This window comes from Pedobacter jeongneungensis (genome assembly GCF_039538295.1).
Classification (GTDB): Bacteria; Bacteroidota; Bacteroidia; order Sphingobacteriales; family Sphingobacteriaceae; genus Pedobacter; species Pedobacter jeongneungensis.
The window spans coordinates 536,568-553,680 of sequence record NZ_BAABBY010000003.1; the positions used below are offsets into that span (position 1 = coordinate 536,568).

At 37.4% G+C, this 17,113-nt stretch carries 17 protein-coding genes; 12 read left to right on the forward strand and 5 right to left on the reverse strand.

All coding sequences use genetic code 11. The features are described 5' to 3' along the window. Positions 1–387 precede the first annotated feature (387 nt). On the reverse strand, positions 388–990 hold the full coding sequence (locus ABD769_RS08200; RefSeq protein ID WP_344850928.1) for a GIN domain-containing protein: 603 nt from the start codon (positions 988–990) through the stop codon (positions 388–390). Positions 991–1,259: 269 nt separating this feature from the next. Between ABD769_RS08200 and ABD769_RS08205 the strand changes: the two genes are divergently transcribed. Beyond that, positions 1,260–1,616, forward strand: a complete 357-nt coding sequence (locus tag ABD769_RS08205; RefSeq protein ID WP_344850929.1) for a response regulator — start codon at positions 1,260–1,262, stop codon at positions 1,614–1,616. A gap of 172 nt (positions 1,617–1,788) precedes the next feature. Here ABD769_RS08205 and ABD769_RS08210 read toward each other — a convergent pair whose 3' ends face one another. Continuing rightward, positions 1,789–3,102 carry an ABC1 kinase family protein gene (locus tag ABD769_RS08210; protein WP_344850930.1) on the reverse strand — a complete coding sequence of 438 codons (1,314 nt, stop codon included), beginning with the start codon at positions 3,100–3,102 and terminating at the stop codon, positions 1,789–1,791. 6 nt (positions 3,103–3,108) lie between these two features. Further along, positions 3,109–3,762 (reverse strand): TetR family transcriptional regulator C-terminal domain-containing protein, encoded by a 654-nt coding sequence (locus tag ABD769_RS08215; protein WP_344850931.1) that lies wholly within the window; start codon positions 3,760–3,762, stop codon positions 3,109–3,111. A 224-nt stretch (positions 3,763–3,986) separates the two neighbouring features. Between ABD769_RS08215 and ABD769_RS08220 the strand changes: the two genes are divergently transcribed. The 5 genes from ABD769_RS08220 to ABD769_RS08240 all read left to right on the forward strand — a co-directional run bounded on the left by ABD769_RS08220 (position 3,987) and on the right by ABD769_RS08240 (position 10,489). Next, positions 3,987–4,841, forward strand: coding sequence for an HD domain-containing protein (locus tag ABD769_RS08220; RefSeq protein WP_344850932.1), 855 nt, complete (start codon positions 3,987–3,989; stop codon positions 4,839–4,841). A 453-nt stretch (positions 4,842–5,294) separates the two neighbouring features. Next, entirely contained in the window at positions 5,295–5,435 is a 141-nt protein-coding gene (locus tag ABD769_RS08225) for a Sec-independent protein translocase subunit TatA/TatB (protein WP_084153034.1), read from the forward strand. A gap of 56 nt (positions 5,436–5,491) precedes the next feature. Then, positions 5,492–5,704: a hypothetical protein gene (locus tag ABD769_RS08230; protein WP_344850933.1), complete on the forward strand. Its 213-nt coding sequence runs from the start codon at positions 5,492–5,494 to the stop codon at positions 5,702–5,704. 227 nt (positions 5,705–5,931) lie between these two features. Then, positions 5,932–9,477, forward strand: coding sequence for a PKD domain-containing protein (locus ABD769_RS08235; RefSeq protein WP_344850934.1), 3,546 nt, complete (start codon positions 5,932–5,934; stop codon positions 9,475–9,477). A 1-nt stretch (position 9,478) separates the two neighbouring features. Continuing rightward, entirely contained in the window at positions 9,479–10,489 is a 1,011-nt protein-coding gene (locus tag ABD769_RS08240) for a PorP/SprF family type IX secretion system membrane protein (protein ID WP_344850935.1), read from the forward strand. Between the two features lie 111 nt (positions 10,490–10,600). On the opposite strand, the gene rpoN is transcribed toward ABD769_RS08240, so the two are convergent. Further along, positions 10,601–12,073: an RNA polymerase factor sigma-54 gene (rpoN, locus tag ABD769_RS08245; protein ID WP_344850936.1), complete on the reverse strand. Its 1,473-nt coding sequence runs from the start codon at positions 12,071–12,073 to the stop codon at positions 10,601–10,603. Positions 12,074–12,242: 169 nt separating this feature from the next. On the opposite strand from rpoN, the gene mscL reads away from it, so the two are divergent. Next, on the forward strand, positions 12,243–12,632 hold the full coding sequence (gene mscL / locus ABD769_RS08250; RefSeq protein ID WP_344850937.1) for a large-conductance mechanosensitive channel protein MscL: 390 nt from the start codon (positions 12,243–12,245) through the stop codon (positions 12,630–12,632). A 43-nt stretch (positions 12,633–12,675) separates the two neighbouring features. Here mscL and ABD769_RS08255 read toward each other — a convergent pair whose 3' ends face one another. Further along, positions 12,676–13,548: a ChaN family lipoprotein gene (locus ABD769_RS08255; protein ID WP_344850938.1), complete on the reverse strand. Its 873-nt coding sequence runs from the start codon at positions 13,546–13,548 to the stop codon at positions 12,676–12,678. Positions 13,549–13,679: 131 nt separating this feature from the next. Here ABD769_RS08255 and ABD769_RS08260 point away from each other — a divergent pair, with 131 nt between their 5' ends. The 5 genes from ABD769_RS08260 (at position 13,680) to ABD769_RS08280 (ending at position 16,897) form a co-directional block, all read left to right on the forward strand. After that, positions 13,680–14,441, forward strand: a complete 762-nt coding sequence (locus ABD769_RS08260) for a LiaF transmembrane domain-containing protein (RefSeq protein WP_344850939.1) — start codon at positions 13,680–13,682, stop codon at positions 14,439–14,441. Positions 14,442–14,463: 22 nt separating this feature from the next. Then, the gene (locus ABD769_RS08265; protein WP_344850940.1) at positions 14,464–14,811 is read left to right on the forward strand and encodes a DUF4288 domain-containing protein; all 348 of its coding nucleotides are present in this window, start codon (positions 14,464–14,466) and stop codon (positions 14,809–14,811) included. Next, positions 14,801–15,862 carry a sensor histidine kinase gene (locus tag ABD769_RS08270; protein WP_344850941.1) on the forward strand — a complete coding sequence of 354 codons (1,062 nt, stop codon included), beginning with the start codon at positions 14,801–14,803 and terminating at the stop codon, positions 15,860–15,862. The genes ABD769_RS08265 and ABD769_RS08270 overlap by 11 nt, the downstream gene beginning before the upstream one ends. Next, positions 15,840–16,574, forward strand: a complete 735-nt coding sequence (locus ABD769_RS08275) for a LytR/AlgR family response regulator transcription factor (RefSeq protein WP_344850942.1) — start codon at positions 15,840–15,842, stop codon at positions 16,572–16,574. Before ABD769_RS08270 ends, ABD769_RS08275 begins: the two co-directional genes overlap by 23 nt. A gap of 89 nt (positions 16,575–16,663) precedes the next feature. Next, positions 16,664–16,897, forward strand: coding sequence for a LytTR family DNA-binding domain-containing protein (locus ABD769_RS08280; RefSeq protein ID WP_344850947.1), 234 nt, complete (start codon positions 16,664–16,666; stop codon positions 16,895–16,897). Positions 16,898–17,113 lie beyond the last annotated feature (216 nt).

Here is a 17,113-nt window from a genome sequence, read left to right on the forward strand (position 1 = left end):
TCCTCTGGTAAATGCCAGGGGATTTTTTTTACCTATAAAGAAAAGAAAGAAATGGCAAAAGCTAATCCGTGTGTTCCGTGTCTGTTTAGCAGTTATTCAATCAAGCTTTGTTAAGCAATTAAATTGACGGTAAAAACGTCATTCTGAACGCAGTGAAGAATCCGAAAGCGATGAAATACAGGGCCCAATTGTACAGATCAAGATTCTTCGTTACACTAATCATAACAAACGTAAAAAAGCCTTCTCAGCAATAACGAACTTGTTGCTCGTGCCTACTAATAAACATTTATCATTCCATCATCCATCTTACATTTTTCCATCATCCATAAAAAAAAGCTTCCTGACCTAAATCAGAAAGCCTTTTTTGTTTCTTCTGTGTGTTTATGTTTAATTGATTGCTGCGATTTCTTTTTCTATTGCAACCGTTTCTATTGAGCTGATATTGGTTTTCAAAGCCGCAAACTTGTCGATTGTTAATTTTTGAGAGTTACCCATCACCAAAGTGTGGTTATCGGTAGATCCGCTTAATTTTAAATCAGCTTCATCAGCAATTACCGTATATAAACCTTCGGTATTTGTATTAATTTCGGCATGGGCATTTCCTTTTAAAAAGATCTGAAGGTATTTTGTACTTAATTTTCCTTCTGTTTTAACAACTGCATTTTCTGAAGCTTCAATTCTGTAGATATCGCTTACATAAACGGTCAATTTGGTTTTCTCAATGCTGGTAGAGGTAATTTTTAAATTGTCACCATCCTGCATAATTTTTGCTGTTCCGGTATTATCATCAGTGTAAGAAACACCAGCTGCATTTCTCTGAACGATGGTAAGTTCTACATTTCCCTTTACAGAAATTCTTTTAAAAGCCGCTATTTTAGAAATTTTTACAGGCTCTTTTTCGGTTGCCGATACACTTGTTGTAAATACAGCCGAAGATAAAACGATTGCTGTTAAAGATGTTGCGATTAGGGTTTTGATTGAGGTTTTCATAATATTTTTATTTAAAAATTAAATGTTAATTAATTGTTATTTAAATGTTTAAGTCTTTTTGTTTATGTTTTGTAGATAAGACGCCGGTAACAGGAAAACGTTGCAGCACATTTAACCCTTTTATACAATCAACAGGTAATACTCGACCAACAGGCTTTAATTCAAGACGAAACCCTGCAACATTTACATTTGAATTGTAAAATATTTTAAGAACCGTTATTCGGTTATTCTTTTTATTTATCTTTAAAGAGATTTTAGTCTGCTTATTTATGAAGAAAAAGGTTGTACTTGTTCAGGATAATAAAGATATCTTAGATATTATGGACCAGGTATTGGAAGAGGAAGGTTTCGATGTTACCGCATCGTTAAGTACTGAACCTATTGAGAAGATAGATGAAATTGAACCTGATGTAGTAATTGTAGATGATCACATCAAAGGGAAAAAGAAAGGATCAGAAGTGATTAAAGAACTTAAATCTGATCCCGAAACGGAAGATGTATCGGCCGTATTAACTTCCACATCAAATAACTTACCTCAGCAGGCAGAAGACTGCAAAGCAGATGATTACATCGAAAAACCGTTTGATATTGATCATATGGTTGAAGTAGTGAAGAAAAACGCTTAATATCAGGCAAATAAATTATTTCCTGGAATGACGGATTTCATTCGGCCATTCGTCATTTCCGCGAAGTCAGGAATCTTAATGCAATAAGTTTAAGATTATCAATCAACAAGATAACTATCGGGTTAGGAGTGACGATTTCCCTCAGACTATTAAATTCAATAAAATCCAGTCTTTATATTTGCTCCAAACCTACATGAGGCTTAAACGTATCCGTTTTAACCGTTGCTTTTAACTCATGCAAAATGGTGTACAAGCCAAAATTGGTGCGGTTAACGTAAATAAAATGTTTTACCCCGCGTGCCTGCTTAAATTCCGGCATTTTCGAAATTTTTTCGCCATACATATACAATTGCTCAAAGAAATCCGGCTTGCTAAAATCAAATGTTGAACTGGTATAAGGCTTTGCAAACAAACTGATCATTTCACGGTACGATTTATAATAAAACTCAATCTGTTCAGGCGAATCATCTGCATGGATCATATCCAGTTTTCTAAACGCATCAATTGTTTTATTTTTATCGTTGATCACATCGGTTGAGATCAGGGAGAAAAACGGGTGATAAAAATCATCCGGCAATTCTTTAATACAACCAAAATCTATCACACCCAGGTTTTCATCCGGCGTAATCATAAAGTTGCCCGGATGCGGGTCGGCATGAACCGCCCTTAATTCATGTTGCTGGAAATTGTAAAAATCCCACAAAGCCTGACCGATTTTATTTCTTAATTCCTGCGAAGGATTGGTTTGCAAAAATTCCTTTAAATGTAACCCCTCAATCCAGTCCATGGTAATAATCCGTTTTCCGGATAACTCAGGATAATATTTCGGAAATACCACATGCGAAAGGTTTTTACAGGCTTCAGAAAATTCGACCGAACGCCTTACTTCCAGCTCATAATCAGTTTCTTCCAGTAAACGTTCTTCAACTTCTTTAATATAAATGCTCAGTTCCCTTTCCGACATGCCCAACAAACGAAAGGCAAAGGGTTTAACAAGCTTTAAATCAGATGAAATGCTATCTCCCACGCCAGGATATTGAATTTTAACAGCAAGTTTTTTGCCGTTAAGCATGGCCTGATGCACCTGGCCAATTGAAGCTGCATTACTTGATGTAAGGTTAAAATTGTCGTAAATCTGCTCAGGCGTTTTGCCGAAGTTTTTGGTAAACGTGCGTACAATCAGCGGACCCGAAAGGGGTGGGGCGTTGTACTGCGACTGGGTAAATTTATCTACATAAGATTTTGGCAGGATATTTTTATCCATACTCAGCATCTGTGCAATTTTTAAGGCGCTGCCTTTTAATTCGCTCAACGATTTATAGATATCTGTCGCATTATCCTCGTTGAGCTGTTCGCGGTCCATTTCAGGATTAAACAGCTTTTTAGAATAATGTTTAATGTAATTGCCGCCGATCTGGATACCGGTTTTTACAAACTTAGCCGAACGTTCTACCTTGGTTGTCGGAATACTTTTTTGTGTCTTCATTTATGCTTAAAACCTCATCTTATCTGCAAACTTCCCGTTCCTTGATAAAAACTTCCCGTATTCCAGCAAATTATCAATTGGCGAGTGCTGGAAAAGATCAAAAGTAACGTTAATGCCTTTTTCAATCGCTTCGTCGCTTTTTTCAAAACCTTCACTGTCATCATTAATCCAGAAGTTAACAATAAAGGCAAACTGGATCCATAAGGCATCCTTATATCTTTTAGTCAAAAAACGACGTTCAGCAAGTTCCCCATTATCCAAACCTTCATCTATAATTTCCTGTGCAAAGTTTTCGAAAATCGGTTTTACCCCGGCCAGTACATCGGGTGTAGAAAATTTTCCACGGTGATTTTTTAAACTATAAATCACAAAACTGCGTTCATTTTTCAGGTTCTCGAGGTAGCTGTAAAAGAAAGAGAGCATCTTCTCTCTCGCCGTGTATTGAAGCCAAACTTCCTGTTCTTTTATTTTGCTGATAGTTTCGAAAGTAAGTTCAAACCAGATGGTTTTCTCTATGCTTTCGAAAGAAGAAAAAAACTGATAAAAATCCGCCTCGGTAATTTTAAGTTTTTTAACAAAAACATAAACCGATTTAGGTTTTTCATTGTTGGTTAAAACATAGTCTAAATATGCTGTTCTAATTTGTTGAGCGGTTGCCATATAGCTGTTTTTTACAAGTATAACGTTTAATTTATTTGCTTGTTTTCATGCCTGCACTTTTGTCGATCATAAAAATGTAATAATAGCTTTCAAAATATTTGAAAGTTGGTTTTTAGCTATTTTATTTAGTTTTTATAATGTGTAAATGTTGATAATTAATTTAGTTAAAGCTAAAATTATTAGTATTTTTGCTGCTGATTATTCCCTGATTAAAGCAAGATAATATGATACAGTTAAATGATTTTTTATATGGCAAAATGGAATTGCCAGATGTTTTTTCTGATCTGTTAAATACTGATGCTTTAAAAAGATTGGCAGGAGTACATCAAAGTGGTGCGATATTTTTGGTAAATCCTGATATTTCCCATTCCCGCCTGGAACATGCCATTGGCGTAACCATGCTGATCAGGATGCTGGGTGGCCCGGAGCTTGAGCAGATTGCCGGTTTATTACACGATATTTCGCATACGGCATTTTCGCATGTGGGCGATTATGTTTTTGGTAACACGGATGAAGATTATCATGAAAAGGTTTTTGCGGAGATTTTGTGTAAATCTGAAATTCCGGATGTTTTATTGAAATATGGGTACGATATTAACCAGATTCTTTATGGAAGCTTTGATATTCTGGAGCAGCCTTTACCTGCGCTATGTGCCGATCGTTTAGATTATACCTTGCGTGATGGTGTTCATGGTGGCATTATTTCGCGCCAGCGGGCACGAGAGTTTTTGACTGCCGTAGTTTTAAAAGACGGAAAAATTGCGGTGAACAATGAAGCTAAGGTAGCATGGATTAACGAAGTTTTCGAAAAGTTGAACAACGAAGTGTTTAAATTGCCACTCCATCTGTATGCCAACGGGAAAATAGCAGAGCTGATTAAGAAATTTTTGGATAAGGGCTTACTGGTTGAAAGTGATATGTTTAAAACAGATACCATGTTATTGAACAAAATCAGAACAACTTACGAAGGTTACGAAGCCATTAAATCGATAAAACAATTAAAAGGTTTTGCAGAATTTATGCGCCATGGTGCCGTACCAAAGATTAAAACAAGAAAGTTGAATGCGCTGTTGGTGTAGTGATGGGCGTTCGGCGAATGGCGTAAAGCGGTTAGCATTAAAATTGGCATAAGGTAAATTTGTTCTAAATGCATTTTGTCATCCTGATTGGAGTCGAAGGATCATAGATGGAATAATTCCTGAATTTATCGTCATTTAGAGCGGGAGTGTAACGCAGCCGAGAACCCGAAGGCTCAGCGAAGCTAAATCTATCTCAAGATAGATCTCTCCCCGCCTGTACGGGCAGGCATTCCACTACGTTTCAGTCGAGATGACAGCATCACTAACAATTAATGATAATCAGTTCACAGTTGGCAATTTGCAGTTAACAATTTAACAATCCAGCAATTAAACAATTCTACCTAATCAACAATTAACCAGTTAACCAATTTAAACAATTAACCCAATGACCAATGAACAAATGACTAATAAACCAATGAACTATTCTACCTATATTGTACAAAATTTATTAGTATGTCTGCAATAGAAATTATTTTGATCGGAGTGGTAATCCTGTTGATTTTTGGTGGTAAAAAACTACCTGAGTTAATGAGGGGGATAGGAAAGAGCGTTAAGGAATTTAAAGATGCCAAAAACGAACCGCCAGTTAAATAAATAAGGTTTGTAAAACATTTGCTTACCGGCGCTGTTTTTATTCAAAATAACCTCAAATGGAAAATCAAAAACAAGACCAGGCCAAATCGAAATCTGATTTCACAGAAGAAAATACGAAAAATCCTGAGAAAGGATTAAACAACTGGAATGATCGTTTGGATGAAAACCTGGAGCCTGAAGATCATAACAATATCACTGCCGACGAAAGAGCAAAAGATTTTTCTGAAAAATACGGAAGCGGCGATCAGTCTGACGAAAGCAACAACTGAATATTTATTCTGTAAGGGCTTGATTTTTAATAGTTAACTGCTCTTGTTTAATAAGAATAATGTTGAGCTCCTCAATATTTTTACACCAGCTTCCGGGGTTTTTTACACGAAACGTGATTTTCTTCCCTAAAAAATGTTAATTTTTTTCCATGTGATTTGATTAATAGTATATTGCATATCTATATCAAATAAACATGTATAACGTTTTCAAAATAAGCTGATAAGTAATGAACAGGCATTGGTTATTGGTTTTGTTATTTTTGCTTTTTGCATCTATAACTTTTGCCCAGAATACTTCTAACAAGGGAAAGGATTTTTATGTTACTTATGCAGGACATGTAGATGGAAAGAAAACAAGATTAACCTTATTTTTATCTGCCGACAGGGCTACAAAATACCAGGTTGCTGTGGGTAATAATGTAATCTCGTCGGGTACAGTTCCCGCCAATACCTGTTTGCCCATAATTATTGATCCGAATGTTGCTGCCAGCGATGCTTATATTGGTACAAATGATGTAATAGAAAGTAATAAGGCTATTCATGTAACTACAAGTGATAATCCAATTTCTCTATATAGTGTAATAGCCTATCAGGCCCGTACAGGTGGCACTATGGTGCTTCCAACCAATACTTTAGGTAAAGAATATTATACTTATAGCTATCAAAGCAATAATACTAACGGGAATTATGCAGAATTTACCATCATTGCTGTAGATGATGATACCGAAATAGAGATTACGCCTACTAGCGGCAATGCAACTCATCAGGCCAATCAAACCTTTACAAAAACATTAAATAAAGGAGAAATCTATCAATATCAGGCTACAAACGACTTATCCGGCAGCCATATTAAATCTACTAAGGGTTGTAAATCTATCGCGGTTTATTCAGGTAATACCTGGGCATCATTTTGCGAGCAGGGAAGCAGCAGAAATCCGAGTGGTGGCGATAACCTCTATCAACAGTTATTCCCGGTTACAGCCTGGGGGAAAAACTTCGTAACGGCACCTTTTTATAATACAACACATGGCAATACTGATATTTTTAGGGTAATCGTTTCTGAAGATAATACGGTTTTAACTGTAAATGGCAGCACTACGAATGCTAATGGTACCACTTTGAATAATCCATATCAAAAGGGTTCAATCGTTACTTTTTTCTCCACCTCGGCCAATGTTATATCGGCCAGCAAACCCATTTCGGTAGCGCAGTATCAAACTTCTCAAACGTGTAATTTAAACAATCGGACAACTCCAAATGCAAACGATCCCTATGTTGGCGATCCTGAAATAACGGTACTAAACCCGGTTGAGCAGACCCTGAGTAATATCACTGTTTATTCGAGATTGAATAATGTGATTACGAATATTGGTAAGTTTTTTATTAATGTGATTATTAAAACGGCTGATATCCCTTCATTTCGTTTAGACGGAAGTCCTGTTTCAAATTTTGTTGCAATAAATGGCGAATATAGTTATGCGATTGTAGATGTAAGCTTAAGTCAGCAGGCACAACACCGTTTATCTGCTGCAGGAGGTTTTTCGGCCATTGCTTATGGTTATGGTTCTGTTGAGTCGTATGCTTACCTCGCCGGTGCAAACATTCAGAATTTCACTTTTCAGCCATTAAATGAAGCTACAGGTAAAAATGTAACCAGTGGTTGTTTAGGCGAAATTATTAAGCTGAAAATTAACCTGCCTTACCAGCCTACTCAATTGGTTTGGGATGTACACAATGGTGATGGTGTAATAACCGAAGCAACACCAACTGCTCAGGGTACATTTACCAATAATGAGGTTGTTTATTATACCTATTTATATCCTAAAGATATTAAATATGATCAGCCGGGAGATTACCAGTTTAAAGTAATTTCTACCAAGCCCACTGCAGATGAATGTGGTAATGTTGAAGAATTAACTGCCGATTTTACGGTTGATAATCAACCTTCTGCTATTGCGGTAGTGCCTGAAACAGGTTGTCAGGCCAGCGGGATCCAGTTTACCGATCAAAGTAAATCCAATTCCGATTCAAGGAGTATTACACAATGGTTGTGGGATTTTGGTGATGGCGAAACTTCAACAGAACAAAACCCGGTTCATATGTTTAAAAAAACCGGATCGTTTAAAGTAATTTTAACGGCTACTACCGATTCTAAATGTTCGGATGTATCAGAAGAATACCCTATCCTGATTAACCCTCAGCCTATATCCGATTTTGAGGTAAGCGGATTATGTACCGGAAAGCCGATTAAGTTAATTGAAAAATCAACTATAGAAAATCCTGGAACGATTGTAAAGTGGACCTGGAATTTTGGCGATGGTTCTGCTGATGATACCAATCAGGTTCCTGTTCATCAATATGGCGCCCCTGGTTCTTATACCATCACTTTAACCACCGTAAGTGATAAAGGCTGTGTGAGCGAGGTGAAATCTAAAACGGTAACTGTAATCAATCCTCAGCAAGCTGATTTTATTCTTCCGGATTTTTGCCTTGATGACGGAGTAGCCAAATTTAAAAACACCTCTAAAAATGCGGATGGAAGCATTATTGATTTAACCGCTCAGTGGACTTTTACCTTTAATAATAATACTATAGCAACCTCAACTGATTTTGATGGTTCCTTTTCGCCTGCTGTTACGGGTGATTATGCCGTGGCCTTAATTGTTAAAAATGGCGATGGCTGTGAAATGTCAAAAACACTGACATTTACCGTTAATGGGGCTGTAAAAGAAGCTAAGTTTAATGTAATTAAAAATAATGTTTGTGTAAGCGATAAAATTATCATAAAAAATGCTTCAACAACTTTTGCAGGTAAGATTACCAAAATTGAAATTTACAGGGATACAGAGAATGAAACCTCTATTTATAAAACCATTCCTTATCCTGATGACAGCGATATAGAGATCGGATATAATACTTTCGGAGGGGCTACAGATCGAAGCTTTAATGTCAGGCTCGTGGCTTATTCAGGTGAAAGTTGCTTTAAATATTATGCGGAAAGGGTAACTGTAAAACCAGAGCCGCAATTAACATTTGATGATATGCCAGCTGTTTGCGAAGCTGATGGAACGGTACTTATTACGCAGGCGAAGCAGAAAGCTGAAGAAGAAGTAGACGGTGGTGATGGTGAATATGCCGGAGATGGCATGAAGGCCGACGGTACCTTTAACCCTAAAATTGCAGGGGTTGGGGAACACACTATCACCTATACTTTTAAAGGCGCTAATGGCTGTTCTTCATCTATTAGCAAAAATATCCAAGTGTATGCATCTCCTGTGGCTGATGCAGGTTCATTAATCTACATCCTGGCCGGAGGAGAAATCGAAATTCCGGCAACTGCTGAAGGAACCAATTTAAAATACGAATGGTCGCCGGCAACCGGATTAAATAAAACCAATGTGCTAAATCCAATCGCCTCACCCGAACAGGATACAGAATATACCTTAACGGCAACCACGCAGCCCGATGGTTGTGCGGCTACTTCTAAAGTTTTAGTGAAAGTATTGCAGATGTTAAATCCACCAAATACCTTTACACCAAATGGCGACAACGTAAACGATACCTGGATTATCAAATATTTAGAATCATATCCTAAGGCTACTGTGGATATTTTTAACAGAAATGGCCTTAAAGTATTTTCAAGCAAAGGATATAAAATTCCGTTCGACGGAACGTACCAGAACGAACCACTTCCGGTTGGGGTGTACTATTACATCATTAATCCACAAAACGGACGTAAAACCATCACAGGACCTCTCACTATAATCAGATAAATTGAAAAAGATCATTACCATATTTGCATTTTTTATAACATTTAACGGCTTTGCGCAGCAAAAGCCGCAATACACACAATATATTTTTAACCAGTATCTTTTAAATCCAGCACTTTCGGGTATTGAAAACTACCTCGATTTTAAAGCCGGTTACCGCAAACAATGGTCGGGGATTACCGATGCTCCTCAAACTTCTTTTGTATCGGCAAACTGGGCATTAGGCGATAATCAGTTGTGGAGCAATGCATTAACCTCTTTTCCAGAGCAAACAGGCGATCCGATGGATAGGAACTATATGCAAAATTACATGTCTTCACCATCGCACCACGGAATGGGGGTAACAGCAGTATTGGATAAAACGGGACCTATAAAGCGATTGGATGCCAATGTAACTTATGCCTACCATTTACAGTTAAGCAATAATTTTAATTTATCGGCTGGAGTAGCGGCAGGAATTTCGAGTATCTCTTTAGATGTAAATGCACTGACTTTTGATACTCCGATTGATCCGATTATGAACAGGGCATTGATTAACCAGCTAAAACCTGATTTAAGTATTGGTTTATGGTTATATGGCGCAAGGATGTTTGCAGGTTTATCGGTACAGCAGATTCTGCCTCAAAAATTAAGTTTTACCGGCGATAATAATTATAATTTAGGTAAAGAAGTACCACATTATTTTGCCACTGCAGGCTATAAGTTTTTTGTAGATGATGAAATTTCGGCTATACCATCAGTAATGGTAAAATATGTATCTCCTGCTCCCGTTTCCTTTGATTTAAACATGAAACTGGCTTTTAAAGATAAAATATGGCTGGGCGGAAGCTACCGTAAAGATGATTCTTTTGCAGCAATGGCTGGTTTTAATATCGGTAAAATGGTAAACCTGACTTATTCGTATGATTTTACAACCTCACAGTTAAATCAGGTAAGCAATGGCAGTCATGAAATTGTGTTGGGTATATTGCTTAATAACGTTTATAAAGTGCCATCGTATATTAAAATGTGGTAAATTCAGTTTGTAATTTTCAGCTGGCAGTTCTATCTTTTGGTTAACCGTTTTCAGTTAGCAATTTTGTATTGTATTTAACTGTAAACTTCTAACTGTGAACTGACAACTGATCTACAGTTCTTTTCTTAATCTTGCCACAGGAATATTCATCTGCTCGCGGTATTTGGCCACCGTTCTTCTGGCAATGTTATAACCTCTTTCTTTCAGGATTTCGGTTAACTTTTCATCAGCTAAAGGTTTGCGTTTATCTTCGTTTCCAATGCAGTCTTCCAAGATTTTTTTAACCTCTTTATTCGAAACTTCTTCACCGTTTTCGGTTTGAATGGCTTCCGAGAAGAAAGATTTTAATAAAAAAGTACCAAATTCAGTTTGTACATATTTAGAGTTTGCCACCCTCGATACAGTAGAAATATCCATATCAATTTTATCAGCAATATCTTTTAAAATCATCGGGCGCATTTTACGCTCGTCAGCTGTTAAAAAATATTCGTACTGGTAATGCATAATGGCATTCATCGTTTTTAACAACGTTTGCTGTCTTTGTTTAATTGCATCAATAAACCAGCGGGCTGAATCCAGTTTCTGTTTTACAAACTGAACGGCTTCTTTCAGCTTTTTATCTTTTGACGAAGCCTTATCGTAATGCTCGAACATTTCCTGATAAGACCTGCTTACTTTAAGTTCAGGGGCATTTTTCGAGTTTAAGGTTAAAATCAGTATGCCGTCGTTATTGCTGATGTGAAAATCAGGTATAATCTGCATCTGTTTAGTAGTCACCTGGTTGGCATCGCCTGGTTTCGGGTTCAAACGCAGAATTTCGTTAACTACTTCTTTCAGTTCTTCGCTATCTAAACCTAAACTTTTTTCTAATTTATCGTAATGTTTACGCGTAAATTCGTCCAGGTAGTTTTCCACCACATTCATGGCTTTAATAATGATGGGATTACCCGGATCTTTCCTTTTTAACTGGATCAGCAAGCATTCTTTTAAATCCCTTGCGCCAATGCCCGGAGGATCAAAGCTTTGAATCAGTTTTAACATTTCCAGCACATCTTCTTCCTCCACCATTACATTCTGAGAGAAAGCAAGATCATCGATCATAGAACCTAACGGACGACGCAAATAGCCATCATCATCCAAACTGCCAATAATCTGTTTACCGATAATGAAATCCTGATCGGATAGGGGAATGAGGTCTAATTGTTCCTGTAAACTTTCGAAAAATGTACTTTCAATGGCGATTGGGGTTTCTTTTTTCTCCTCATCGTCATCTCCATTATTGTAATTGGTGCTATAATCGTTGGTAGAATCATCCTGCAGATAATCATCTACATTAAACTCATCCATACTGGTGTCGTCTGATGACTGTTCGTAATCGTCAGGGCCATCATTCAAATCATCGTATTCGCTTTTAGGCTCGTCCTGGGTCATTAAACTCGGATCTTCCAGCGCCGGATTTTCTTCAAGTTCTTCTTTTACCCGTGTATCTAAAGCAACAGTTGGCACCTGTAACAGCTTGATAAACTGTATTTGTTGTGGTGATAACTTTTGTAATAATTTTTGTTGTAGGTGTTGCTTTAGCATATTAAATATAAAAGAATGGGGCAAAAATAAACAATAGATTTCAGATATTCTTTGCAATTGATCTAAATGCTATCGATATGTCCGGTTTTTTAAAATTATCAGCTAAACATTTGGATTGAATTTAATGTTTGCTATTTTAGTGAATAAATAAACTAAAATTAAAAAAAATATGGGATTTGTAAAGGAATTTAAAGATTTTGCAGTTAAAGGAAATGTGCTCGATTTAGCTGTCGGTGTAATTATTGGAGCAGCTTTCGGGAAGATTGTAAGCTCACTGGTTGAAGATATTATTACTCCAGCGGTTTTAGGACCAGCATTAAAGGCTGCAGGGTTAGAAGACCTTAGTAAACTTACCATTGCAGGCACCGCCATTAAATATGGTAATTTCCTTTCGCAGGTAATTTCATTTATCATAGTTGCATTGGTTCTTTTCTTAATTATTAAAGGTGCAAATAACCTGAAAAAGAAAGAAGTTGCAGCCCCGGCAGCAGCACCTGTACCTACTAAAGAAGAAGTGCTTTTAACCGAAATCAGAGATTTATTAAAAGCAAAAGCATAATCAAAAAGCTCCGCAGAATGATCCCAACTGCGGAGCTTTTTGGTTAGTAACTTCTTTTTACCGTTGGATCGGTAATAATCACATAATCGCCCAGGTTTTTAAATTTCTCCCAATCGGGTTTTGAAAAACTTTCGTCAGAAAAAGATGAAATATTCAGGATTTTCAACTTTGGATTAGCTTGTGCCAGTTTGGCCAAAGTGCCCAGTTTCTCGTCGCTGTGGAAACGTCCGTTCAGCTGTAAAACCTTTGTCCCTTTATTTGCTTTGATAAATTTACTTATCGACCAGGCCATGGTGGCATCCCATAGATTCTGGGTCTGGTAAATTTTCATTGGTCCCATGTTATGGCCACCTAAAGTCTCCGTAAATTTTTCGTAATACCTTCCTTTAGCCGTATCAACAGGTAGCGGTGGCAAAAAGTTGAATGATGCTTTTGGGAAGTTTTCCAGCGCTTTTAACCCACCCATGGTAACCGCATTGCTATATCTGGTAGCCGCATTGGCCGCAATCACTTTTAATTGGTGCTGTTTGGCATATTCTATTAAAGGTTTATAATCTTTGTAATTTCCCCAGGCTCTTCCTTCTTTAATAAAGTTCTTTTCCGAAATCAGTCCGGCTAAATATTCATCAACTTCCGGCTGCACATCGGTATGGAACATCTCTAATGATAAAGCTATTTTCTGGGGATATGCTGCGCCTAGTTTTTTAAAAATTTCGGCCTCCACGTAATGCCCGATGGAATCATTATGATCTTCGCCAAAAAATAGTACATCATTGGCCATCATATCCGAAACGATATCATCAATTGTAACGGTTTTTTGTTTTTTTACATCAAATATTTTATAATGGCTGCTAATTTCCTGCGCACACACTGCCGAAGAAATGCTTAAGCCCAACATTAATAGAAAAAATTTCATGCGCTCAAAATAAGAAAATAATTTTCACCGATAAAATCACGCCATTTACCGTCTTTTACCTGATCCCTGCGCCGGGTATATATAATGCATAAACACTTATCAATACTTTTGGATTATTAAATATTACACACATGGATAACCTCAATCATAACGATAATAACAACACTAAAAACTCCGGGAGGGCTTTAAGTGGTTTCATCATAGCAATCATCGGGATCGCACTTTTGTTAAATAACCTGCATTTAGATATCCCAGGATGGATATTAAGCTGGTCTAATTTTTTAATCTTACTTGGTGTATTTATCGGCGTTCGTCGTAACTTTAAAGGTATAGCCTGGTTAATCCTGATTTTGATCGGTGTTTATAATACTTTGGATAACATGAATCTGGATTTTGATCCTTCCAAATATGCTTTAGGTTTTGGTTTGGTGATTATAGGTGGGTTTTTGATTTTCAGGCCAAAAGATTCTGACTTATTTGGCAAGAGGCGCAGAGACCGGAAAAAAGCTAAATTTGATTTCGAAGGAACAGCTGATGATCACACGGCAAATACTAACGATATTATTGATGTAACAGCGATTTTTGGCGGAAGTACACAAACCGTTTATTCTAAAAACTTTAAGGGGGGTGATATTATGGCAATTTTTGGTGGTGCAGATATCGTGATGACGCAGGCCGATTTTCCAGAAACAGTATCGCTTGACGTTACTGCTGTTTTTGGAGGAATTAAACTGATTGTTCCGCAGAACTGGGCCATAAAATCGAACGTTACCGCATTATTTGGCAGTGTAGAAGATAAAAGATCTCATTTAATGCCCGTATCGGAAATGACGAAAACATTGATTTTAGACGGTACAGCATTATTTGGAGGGATCGAGATAAAGAGTTTCTAAATATATAATAAAAACATCGCCTATGAAATGGTTTGCAGTAAATTGTATCTATCAGGTAATTTGTGGTGAAGGAAAGCATACGCCTCAGTTTAATGAGCAAACGCGTTTAATACAGGCCGAAGGCATTGCCCAGGCCTTAGATAAGGCAAAATTGAATGCCGTACATTTTAATCCGCCTTTTAATAATTGTACCGGCGATAAAGTAGTATGGAAATTTATAGGAGTGGGGGGAATATCGGCAGTAGAAGAACCTGCCGATGGTGTTGAAGTAAGTTCGAAGATTATTGAGCCGAAGTCGGTTGATAAATACCTCGAAAAACTCCGCCACCGCAATAAATCATTAACTAATCAAAATCGTTTTGACAACTAGACCTTTATCCGTTCCGCAGATACAAAAAACATCGCTTGCACTGGCAATAGTTTGGACCGTATTGTGTGGTGTTGGATTGCATTATGTGGTGAATTTTTCATGGTGGATAGCTGTGACAGATAGTCTGATCAATAATTTTTTACTGGCATTGGCCTGTATCGGGATCAGCAATATGCTGGGTTATTACCAGCCTAAAAACGAACGGATCCTTTATGTACTTATTATTACCCTTGCCCTTACATTTGTAATTATTTATGTGGCTAAATATTCAATGCACTATATTTTTGCCGATTATAAAGAGTACAAAGATTTTTATAATTTCTCTTTTGCTTTCCGCGGATTAATTTCTTTTATGTGCCTGGCCTGGTGCGCACTGGCCAATATTTTATGGTATAGGCTTGAAGAACAGTCGGAAACGCACGAAAGGCTTTCTGCAGCCAAAAGCCTGGCCAAAGAAGCCGAACTGAATAAATTAAGGCACCAGTTACAACCTCACTTTCTTTTTAACAGCTTAAATTCGGTATTCGCCCTTACCATGGTTAATCCAAAGGAAGCAGGAGTGATGATTACGAAACTGGCTTCTTTCCTCCGCGGAACTTTAAAGCGCGATGATGAACTATGGGTTTCAGTTGAAGAAGAAATGGAATACATTCAGCTGTACCTCGATATCGAAAAGGTAAGGTTTAGCCACAGGTTAAATATTGAAGTAAACGTTGCCGAAGATACCCTAAATCTTTGTCTGCCAGGAACTTTATTACAGCCGATTGTAGAAAATGCAATAAAATTCGGACTTTACAATACTTCTGCAGGCATTACCATCAAAATTGATGTTACTGTAGAATACAATATTTTACAGTTGCGCGTTCAAAACCCCTTCGATCCCGAGATGAAAGCTGCCGGCGGAACCGGCTTTGGTTTAAGCGCCATTAAACGCAGGTTATATCTGTTATTTGCAAATACCCATTTATTACAAACCGATATTGAAGCAAATAATTTATATATTACCACCTTAAAAATTCCCCAAAAAAATGATCAGAACAATACTAATTGACGATGAGCCTTTAGCAAGAGATATTGTAAAATATTACCTTTCAGATCATGCAGAAATAGAGATTGTGGCCGAGTGTGGTGATGGATTTGAAGGCTTAAAAGCAATTACCCTACATAAACCCGATTTGATTTTTCTGGATATCCAGATGCCTAAAATCAGTGGTTTCGAAATGCTCGAACTCGTAGAAGATAAACCTGCCGTTATTTTTACCACCGCTTTTGATGAATTTGCCATTAAAGCATTCGAAGTAAATGCCGTCGATTACCTGCTTAAACCGATTGATAAATCGCGTTTCGATGCCGCCATTAAAAAGCTGCCAAACAAATTAAACCAGACAGAAAATACCGAAGCCGTTTTAGATGCAGCGGCCCTAAGCCCGGCGCAGAACAATAGGGTAGTGGTTAAGAAAGATGGTGTAATTAAAATTATCCCTGTGGCCGATATCAATTACCTGGAAGCAGATGATGATTATGTGAAATTAAGTACGGTTGACGGTTCGTTCTACAAAAATAAAACGATGGCCTATTTTGAGCTAACGCTTGATGCAGGTCAGTTTATCCGTATACACCGCTCTTACATCATTAATCTTGCACAGGTAACGAAAATAGAATTGAAAGAAAAAGATAGTTACGTGGTGCTGTTGAAATCAGATATCTGGTTGCCGGTAAGCAAAACAGGTTATGTAAAACTGAAAGCAGCGCTGGGATTATAAACTGATTTTTATTTGGAAAGCAATCAGCTGCTCAGGTTATTGTCAGCCCTGCTTTCCGTTACTCCCGATGAAGAATCGGGATCACTACAATCAGTACGGTTGACGGTTCGTTCTACAAAAATAAAACGATGGCCTATTTTGAGCTAACGCTTGATGCAGGTCAGTTTATCCGTATACACCGCTCTTACATCATTAATCTTGCACAGGTAACGAAAATAGAATTGAAAGAAAAAGATAGTTACGTGGTGCTGTTGAAATCAGATATCTGGTTGCCGGTAAGCAAAACAGGTTATGTAAAACTGAAAGCAGCGCTGGGATTATAAACTGATTTTTATTTGGAAAGCAATCAGCTGCTCAGGTTATTGTCAGCCCTGCTTTCCGTTACTCCCGATGAAGAATCGGGATCACTACAATCAGTATCTATGTAATAAAAGTGATCTTAGTTCAAGTGGTCTTTAGCAGCCACAATTGTTAAATTTAAACAAACAAGAGAACTAAGATCATGACAAATTTAGCAGAAAAATTAGATTTTAGCGGTC

Bases quoted from the DNA above. Each gene is read 5' to 3' on its own strand.
- ABD769_RS08200 (WP_344850928.1), bottom strand. From the start codon at position 990: ATGAAAACCTCAATCAAAACCCTAATCGCAACATCTTTAACAGCAATC.
- ABD769_RS08205 (WP_344850929.1), top strand. From the start codon at position 1,260: ATGAAGAAAAAGGTTGTACTTGTTCAGGATAATAAAGATATCTTAGAT.
- ABD769_RS08210 (WP_344850930.1), bottom strand. From the start codon at position 3,102: ATGAAGACACAAAAAAGTATTCCGACAACCAAGGTAGAACGTTCGGCT.
- ABD769_RS08215 (WP_344850931.1), bottom strand. From the start codon at position 3,762: ATGGCAACCGCTCAACAAATTAGAACAGCATATTTAGACTATGTTTTA.
- ABD769_RS08220 (WP_344850932.1), top strand. From the start codon at position 3,987: ATGATACAGTTAAATGATTTTTTATATGGCAAAATGGAATTGCCAGAT.
- ABD769_RS08225 (WP_084153034.1), top strand. From the start codon at position 5,295: ATGTCTGCAATAGAAATTATTTTGATCGGAGTGGTAATCCTGTTGATT.
- ABD769_RS08230 (WP_344850933.1), top strand. From the start codon at position 5,492: ATGGAAAATCAAAAACAAGACCAGGCCAAATCGAAATCTGATTTCACA.
- ABD769_RS08235 (WP_344850934.1), top strand. From the start codon at position 5,932: ATGAACAGGCATTGGTTATTGGTTTTGTTATTTTTGCTTTTTGCATCT.
- rpoN (WP_344850936.1), bottom strand. From the start codon at position 12,073: ATGCTAAAGCAACACCTACAACAAAAATTATTACAAAAGTTATCACCA.
- mscL (WP_344850937.1), top strand. From the start codon at position 12,243: ATGGGATTTGTAAAGGAATTTAAAGATTTTGCAGTTAAAGGAAATGTG.
- ABD769_RS08255 (WP_344850938.1), bottom strand. From the start codon at position 13,548: ATGAAATTTTTTCTATTAATGTTGGGCTTAAGCATTTCTTCGGCAGTG.
- ABD769_RS08260 (WP_344850939.1), top strand. From the start codon at position 13,680: ATGGATAACCTCAATCATAACGATAATAACAACACTAAAAACTCCGGG.
- ABD769_RS08265 (WP_344850940.1), top strand. From the start codon at position 14,464: ATGAAATGGTTTGCAGTAAATTGTATCTATCAGGTAATTTGTGGTGAA.
- ABD769_RS08275 (WP_344850942.1), top strand. From the start codon at position 15,840: ATGATCAGAACAATACTAATTGACGATGAGCCTTTAGCAAGAGATATT.